6 protein-coding genes and 1 pseudogene are annotated in these 7,416 nt (G+C 39.5%); 2 read left to right on the top strand and 5 right to left on the bottom strand.

All coding sequences use genetic code 11. The features are described 5' to 3' along the window. Nucleotides 1–277 precede the first annotated feature (277 nt). Nucleotides 278–1,036, top strand: a complete 759-nt coding sequence (locus DW793_RS13455) for a phosphotransferase family protein (protein ID WP_022288440.1) — start codon at nucleotides 278–280, stop codon at nucleotides 1,034–1,036. A 269-nt stretch (nucleotides 1,037–1,305) separates the two neighbouring features. After that, entirely contained in the window at nucleotides 1,306–1,839 is a 534-nt protein-coding gene (locus tag DW793_RS13460; protein WP_147342215.1) for a hypothetical protein, read from the top strand. A 51-nt stretch (nucleotides 1,840–1,890) separates the two neighbouring features. Here DW793_RS13460 and DW793_RS13465 read toward each other — a convergent pair. From DW793_RS13465 to DW793_RS13485, 5 genes and pseudogenes are all read right to left on the bottom strand, one after another. After that, nucleotides 1,891–2,558, bottom strand: a pseudogene (locus DW793_RS13465) (redox-sensing transcriptional repressor Rex). Nucleotides 2,559–2,719: 161 nt separating this feature from the next. After that, a complete protein-coding gene (locus DW793_RS13470; RefSeq protein WP_118158450.1) occupies nucleotides 2,720–4,210 on the bottom strand; it encodes an aryl-sulfate sulfotransferase in 1,491 nt (496 codons plus the stop codon). Between the two features lie 17 nt (nucleotides 4,211–4,227). Beyond that, nucleotides 4,228–5,280 (bottom strand): ABC transporter substrate-binding protein, encoded by a 1,053-nt coding sequence (locus DW793_RS13475; protein ID WP_118158451.1) that lies wholly within the window; start codon nucleotides 5,278–5,280, stop codon nucleotides 4,228–4,230. Between the two features lie 25 nt (nucleotides 5,281–5,305). Beyond that, nucleotides 5,306–6,082, bottom strand: coding sequence for an ABC transporter permease (locus DW793_RS13480; RefSeq protein ID WP_022288445.1), 777 nt, complete (start codon nucleotides 6,080–6,082; stop codon nucleotides 5,306–5,308). A gap of 17 nt (nucleotides 6,083–6,099) precedes the next feature. After that, the gene (locus tag DW793_RS13485; RefSeq protein ID WP_046441881.1) at nucleotides 6,100–7,167 is read right to left on the bottom strand and encodes a sulfate/molybdate ABC transporter ATP-binding protein; all 1,068 of its coding nucleotides are present in this window, start codon (nucleotides 7,165–7,167) and stop codon (nucleotides 6,100–6,102) included. Between the last annotated feature and the right edge of the window lie 249 nt (nucleotides 7,168–7,416).

The raw sequence follows: 7,416 nt of genomic DNA on the forward strand, positions 1-7,416 counted from the left end.
ACAATTAAAATCAGATTGATAAAAATTTATCATATATGCTGCCTGGAAAGAGATTAATAAATATAAGATAAAAACTAAACAAAAATAAAACAGTTGTGAAAATAACGAAAAAGTGCTTGACATTTAGAAAATCTGTAGTATAATATAGACATAACAGAGATACATAGAAAGCACGGAGATGTAAAGGTAATTTTACACAATAAGGCTGTTGAAAAATCGATGTATACTCTGAAGCTAGACTTAATACCATATTTTAAAATAAAAGGAGATATGACTTATGAAACTTGATAACTTTGTAGCATCCAGCGACATCTATGATGTTTATGAATCTGATGGAATGGCAGTCAGGATCTATAAGAAGCCTGAATACAAGGAAAAGTGTCTGTATGCAGCTCTTACACACGCAAGAGTTGAAACAACACTTGGCAATTCCTTTATAAAGATGCCTGTTCTTCACGAGGTTTCCGTTATCGACGGCAAATGGGCTATTACAATGGACTTTATAAAGGGTAAGACTCTTCAGCAACTTATGGACGAAAATCCAGACAAGAAAGACACATATCTTAACCAGTTTATCGACATTCAGTGCGAGATACACGCTCAGTATATGCCACTTCTTTCAAAGCTTAAAGATAAGATGGCAAGACAGATCAAGACTCTTGGTCAGATCGACGAGATAAAGAAGTATGAGCTTCTCACAAGGCTTGATTCAATGCCAAAGCACATCAAGCTTTGCCATGGTAACTTTGAGCCAAAGAACGTTATCATCAATGACGAAGGTACTTATGTTATCAATTGGGGCTCTGCTAGACAAGGCAATGCTTCTGCTGACGTTGCAAGAACATACCTGCTGTTCTGCCTTAACAATCCTGATCTTGCTGAGGCTTATCTTGATAAGTATTGCGTAAAGAGCGGAACATCTAAGCAGTATGTACAGGCTTGGTTGCCGATCGTTGCAGCAGCACAGCTCATTAAGGGCAAACCAGAGGAGAAGGATCTGCTCATGAAGTGGATCGACGTTGTAGATTACGATTAGTCTTTTCGTCAGGTTGTAACAAATTTGTAACCTCTTATTGTGCAAATAGCTAAAAAATGATTTATCCCGATTATGAGTTTCGTCATAATCGGGATATTTTGTTACAATTCTTTATAATCCCTTTACAGAGTAATTTTCATGTGATATAATGTGAAACTGTTGAAATATGACATAATGATTTAGGACTACAGAGGTTATTCGGAGGATCAATATGAAAAAGCTAATGATAGCTGTTGCTATAGTTTGCACTATGTTTGCTTTCCCGGCTTGTGGAAAAAAATGCCGATAATAAAACAGAAAATAATGTTAATCTTACAAATAATGACGTAACGACAGCTCAGACAGAGGTTTCTGATGAAGTGCCAGACGAAACTACTTCACTCCCTGACAGAAGCACTCTTGAAAAGATACCAGATGAGGCTGTTGATTCGTTTAATCAGGTCGTAGATGTCTGCAAGGAGATATACCCTTTGGCTGAAAAAACAAAAAGGCTTTATGGCTATACAGGCACTAAGACTGTGAACAAAAAGAATTGTTACATATTTGTTATATATGATAAAAATGACGATGTGTTGACAAAGGTGGCAACTGTCGCTGCCGAGGTCGCATCAGATAAGCTTTACGTTCTTGATGATGAAACAGGAAGTGCTGAAAAAATCAATACCGAGGATGTTAAAACTCAATCTACAGAGTCATGGGCAGATCAAGTAACTGAGTCTTTTGCTGAATACTATCAGAGCAAAGAGGTTAACGACCATCTTGCTGCAGTTGTTGAAACAGCCGCGGTTAAAACAGTTCGCTAATACTTTATATAAAAAAATCACACCAGAGAATTTATCCTCTGGTGTGATTTTTTATTCGATCTCTTCGCTATTGTCAGCATCAGTGCTTGTGATGATATTTGTTGCATATGTAAGTGTAAGCAGGCTGTCACCTAAATGGACATTTTCCACAACTATGTTTCATAGTCGATGCTAAGATCATAATGTGAAAAATTCCAGAACGCTTTCAGACCAAGATTTACAAGCTGGTCTGCAATAGCCTGAGTGTTTGCCTTCGGTATACAAAGCACAGCTACAACAGGGGAGTTTGCTTCGCAAAAGCTTTCTATTTCATTAGTGTGACGAATCGGTATGTTTCCTACCACTTCACCAGTGAGCTTAGGGTTTATATCAAATATGCCAATGAGATTGCAACCCCTTGTTTCAAAGTTAATATGTGTGGCGATAGCTTTACCAAGGTTTCCTGCACCGATAAGTATGGTCTTGAAATGCTTGTCTACTCCCAGTATCTTGCCTATTTCCATTCTAAGCTCGTCAACGTGATAGCCATATCCCTGCTGACCGAATCCGCCAAAGCAGTTAAGGTCTTGCCTTATTTGTGAAGCCGTGAGCTTCATTCTCTCAGAAAGCTCCCTTGAAGATATTCTTTCAAGTCCTTCTTTTTGAAGCTCACCTAAAAATCTATAATAACGTGGCAGTCGTTTTATTACTGATGCGGATATCGAACCGTCTTTAGACATATATTTACACTTTCCTTTACTAATAAACATGATTGATAAATAAATAACAATATCACATAATATAATAGCACTAATCTTTTCTTTTGTCAAGGACTTGTAAACTCTATGCGGTCTTAAAAAAGCAGCCTCGTTTTACAGAAGCTGCCTTATGTACATTAATTTTATTCTAGATCTTTTTTCTTTACAGAAGCAACACAGAAGTCGATACGTTCTTCATCATCTTCTTCATTTCCTGAACCTGTGAGAGGAACTCCTTTTGTTGGATCGATCCCGTCAACGGCTGTAACAAGTCCTGTACCCTCGCCAATAGAAGCACCCGGTACTCTGAACTTTGTAATGTCGATAGGCTCGATAGAGGTCTCAACAGGCTTTTCAAGCTGTGGTATCCACTCGTATGGTACACGATAAGCTCTGTAGATCATGTTGCTTTTGAATGTTCCAGCAAAATTCTTGAAATAAGGGTTTACAAATTCCCAAACTATTTCATGGTCAGGTGTGACCTCAAGAAGATGTCCATCTGAACCTTCCGTAATAAGAGTGTTTCCGTTCGGAAGTCGCTGTGCAGAGCTGATGTATGAGCTATAGAACTTAGAAGCGTCAGTAAAAAGCAGATTTCCTGCTTCAAGGGGAGTGTACTGCCATGTTATTTCAAGTGTAACAGGATTGAATTGAAGTACTCTTGAGTAATCTCTGTGTGCATTGTTCACGCCTGTGAGGGAAGCAGGGTTAGGTGTGCCGTAGCCACCCTCGCCACCGTTATCGAATACCAACAGGTCGCCCTCTCCAGGAAGTCCCTTTGGTATCATGTGCAGGTGGTGCTGACCAATTATCCAGCCAAGCTTCTTTGTGGCTTCGCTTTCGTTGAAGTTAGGACCTACACGCCATACTATCTTACCTGTTGATTTCTCGATAATTCCGAGTATGTTTGAGTTTCTTGCGTCAAATATGATATTGTCCGGGTGGAAGCGTTTGTCGCCTGTGTCATACCACTTATTTTCGCCAAGGGTAGAGAAGTTGTTTATGTGCATCCAATCTCCACCTGCCTCACCGTGAAGACCAGGGTTTCTGAATAATGCGTTCTTTGCGGCCTCGTCAAAGCCAAGCTCATCAAAGTGGTCGCTTGCACGCCAGCTCCAAATTATATTGCCTTCCCAATCCACTTCGATGATCTTATCGTCGATAAGTCTTTTGTCTGAAATATCGTGGTTGTAAAGGTTCTCGTGAGTAAGGATAAGTGTATTGCCACTGTCTGTCTTTGGCTCGCCATTTGGATAATAGTAACCCACAGTGCTGCCCTCACGCTGAAAATCATGGTGCTGTCTAGCCATATAGACCGGTTCTTTACCCGGGTCGGCAACAAGTTCAGTTTTGTCGAATTTCCATACGATATGACCGTCCCAGTCTACCTGAACAAGATCAAGTTGATCCTGATATGCATATTTACCTCCTCTTGCTCCTGTTGTGCCCATTACATATCCGCCTGGGAGTATTTTGTTAGGAAATCCTCCCAGTCCAGCCCAAAGCTTTACTTCATTGCCATTCATATCTATGAGCAGAGCACCTTTAGCGGACGGGAAGATCGTATAGCCGCTGTAGGCTTTTTCTTTGTTGTATATTGTAACTCCTGTTGGATAAATGCTTGGATAACCCATGTCTGATTCCTCCTTGTTTATTTGTCTGCTTTTGTCAGGTCTGCCGTAACGTTATCTGGAAATGCTTTTTTTGCTGCATCTGTATAATAAAATTCCCTTATGTTGTAACTGTTTGGATATTTTCCATTCTCATACGCCCACTTATTTATTTCATCAAGATGAGATGCAGCTTCCTCAGAAAGTCCCAGTTTAATACTGTACTGTTCCCAGTTTGTTTTGAAGTCATCTGGTTCGATTCCATATTTCTTTGATATTTTTTCAGCCGACTCATCTAAGTTGTCATTTATGTATTTAACGCTTTCATCAAGTGCTTTAAGATAGTTCGTAAGAGTTTCAGTATTGTTCTTTGCAAAGTCGCTTGATGTTATAAGATAAGCAGATACGTTTATCCCTATATCTTTTGCAGATGCGACCTGAGTCCAGCCCTCTGCTTCATATTTTTTTATAGCTGAGCCTGTAACGATAGCGGCTGATGCCTCACCGTTATGTGCAACTGCTATCTGAGTTGATATGGAATCTGTGTTGACGTTTTTCTGCTTTGACGGGTCAAGTCCTAAATAAGTCTGAGCCTGCCAGTTGAAGTATTCTGAAACTGTTCCAATAGAAGTTATCCATCCTTCACTTTCATCTAAAGCATCAAGATTATCTTTGTATTTTGGTGCAACAAAAAGACCGCCGTTATATGAAACGCTTGAACTTAGATCTGAAAAAATCACAAGATTAGTGTTATCGAGAGTATTTCCAATTCTGTTTACAGCAGCAAAATCTGCAAGCAGTCCTGTATCTGCTGTGCCTGTTGCAATAGCGTCAACTGTGTTAATGCCGGCAGCGTATTCTGATGTTTCGAGAGATATACCATATTTCTCAAATATTCCTTGCTCCATACCGATATAGTCGGCATACTGATCTGGCTGACCTGTCATGTTCGCAACTCTCAAAACGCTAAGTTCTTTACCGTCTTTGGTAACCTTCTTTGCGGTTTTTCCGCTTGATGAACTACCGCATGATGCAAGAAGAGTTGCTGTCAATGCTGTCGATGCTATTATTGCGATTATCTTTTTTATGTTCATTTTTAAATCTCTCCTGTTAAATTAATTATTTTACGTCAAAGTGTTTAAGTTTTTTCTTGCCAATAAACTGTAGGATCCTGTCAGCAGCAAAGCCAATCACAGCAAGTGTGACGATTCCTGCAAAAGCCCAGCTTGTTTTGTAATAAAGCTTCGAGCTGTTTATAAGATAACCAAGGCCATCACTGCCGACCAGCATTTCAGCTGCCACAACACAGATAATAGCTGAGCTAAGTCCTAGTCTTATTCCAGTGTAGATATTAGATACCGCTGATGGTACAACTACCGTGAAAAAAACTCTTGCTTTTTTTGCCCCCATGCAGGAAGCTGCTTCCACGAGCTGCTTATCAGTTGAAGCCACACCTGCTATAGTGTTTACGAACATAGGGAAGAATGATGCATAGAAAATAAGTGCTACTTTTGATTCTTCGCCTACTCCGAACCACATTAGAAAGAGTGTCGTCAATGCAATAGCAGGCACAAATCTGAAAAAGCTAAGTATAGGTTCAACGAGCCAGCGTACAGGTCTGAAATTTCCTACAATAAGACCCATAGGAACAGCAAAAATTATTGAAAGTAGCCAGCCTTTTATTACTCTTCCGACGCTTGCAACAATGTCACTCCAAAGAGTTCCGTCTTTGATAAGTTCCTTCATGCTGTCGATCGTTTCCTTTGGGCTTGGAAGAAAATATTCATCATATTTCAAAGATCCTATTCCCCAAAGGGCAATTATTGCTACCCATGATATGATGCCACATTTTAGTATCTTCTGTATAGCAGAGGACTTTGTTTTATTATTTTCCATCTTTAATGTCCTCCTTATTAAATATAGTACAGCTCTGAGTCATCAAGAGCTTTGTTTACGAGAATATTTGTAGTGTTTTCATCAATAGTGTAAAGCTTCTTGATAAGTACTTTTACCTTATCACCTTTTTTCAGACGGGAAGCGTTCAGCGGATATCTGCCTGTTACTGAGATACCGTCTATGGAAGCTTTAACCTCAAAGGCGTTTCCTCTGAATGAAACTTCTTCCACAACGGCATCCTCCATTGAGCTTTCAAACTGGTGATACTCGCTGTCTTCAAATTTGTTTATCTCGATAAACTCAGGTCTGATTATAGCTGAAGTCTTGCCCTCTGCTGTTTCAAAGCCTTTGAGCTTGCTGTAGTCCTCGATAACTGCGGACTGACCGATAAACTGAGCAACAAAAGGAGTTTTAGGTTCAAGGTATATCTCAACCGGATTGCCTATCTGCTCGACTCTGCCTTTGTTTGTGATAACAATTTCGTCTGCGACCTCTATTGCTTCGTCCTGATCGTGTGTAACGAAAATGCTTGTTATGCCTATTTTATCAATAGTATCACGAAGCCATGTTCTCAGTTCTTTTCTTACCTTTGCGTCGATAGCTGCAAAAGGTTCGTCAAGTAGAAGGAGTTCAGGCTGAGGTGCTAGTGCTCTTGCAAGAGCGATACGCTGCCTTTGACCTCCGCTGAGCTGGTCAGGATAACGCTTGCCAACGTCAGGTAAGCCAACAAGTTCAAGAAGCTCAGCCACACGTTGTTTAATAAACTTCTTATCTTTTTTCTGAACCTTCAGACCATAAGCTATATTATCGTAAACTGTCATAAAAGGGAAGAGCGCATAGCTTTGAAAAACAAATCCGATACCTCTTTCATTTGATGGAAGTTTGTTGACATTTTTACCATCTATAATAATATCACCGCTATCCTGTTTTTCCAAACCTGCAAGCATACGCAGGATAGTTGTTTTACCGCTGCCGCTCGGTCCAAGCAGACCGATAAGCTTTCCCTTTTCAATACCAAAACTTACGTTATCCGAAGCTTTAAAATCGCCAAAGCTTTTATTAATGTTTTTTAATTCTATATACATAGCTGACAACTCCAATTTAGATATATTGCTGTGATAGTTCCAGTGTCAACATCGCTGCATTCGCTTATTGATCTTTGACAATTTAAGCTCCTCACTTTCAATTCATATCAAGTCGATATGATTAGTATGTTTTTATTATACATGATTTTATGGAAATGTCAATAGTTATGAATGATTTTCGTGAAATCATACATATATGATAGGAATACTTTATTATTGTTGTACATTTTATTCATAACTAACATATAT

Source organism: Ruminococcus sp. AM31-15AC (assembly GCF_003462045.1).
Lineage (GTDB): Bacteria > Bacillota > Clostridia > Oscillospirales > Ruminococcaceae > Hominimerdicola > Hominimerdicola aceti.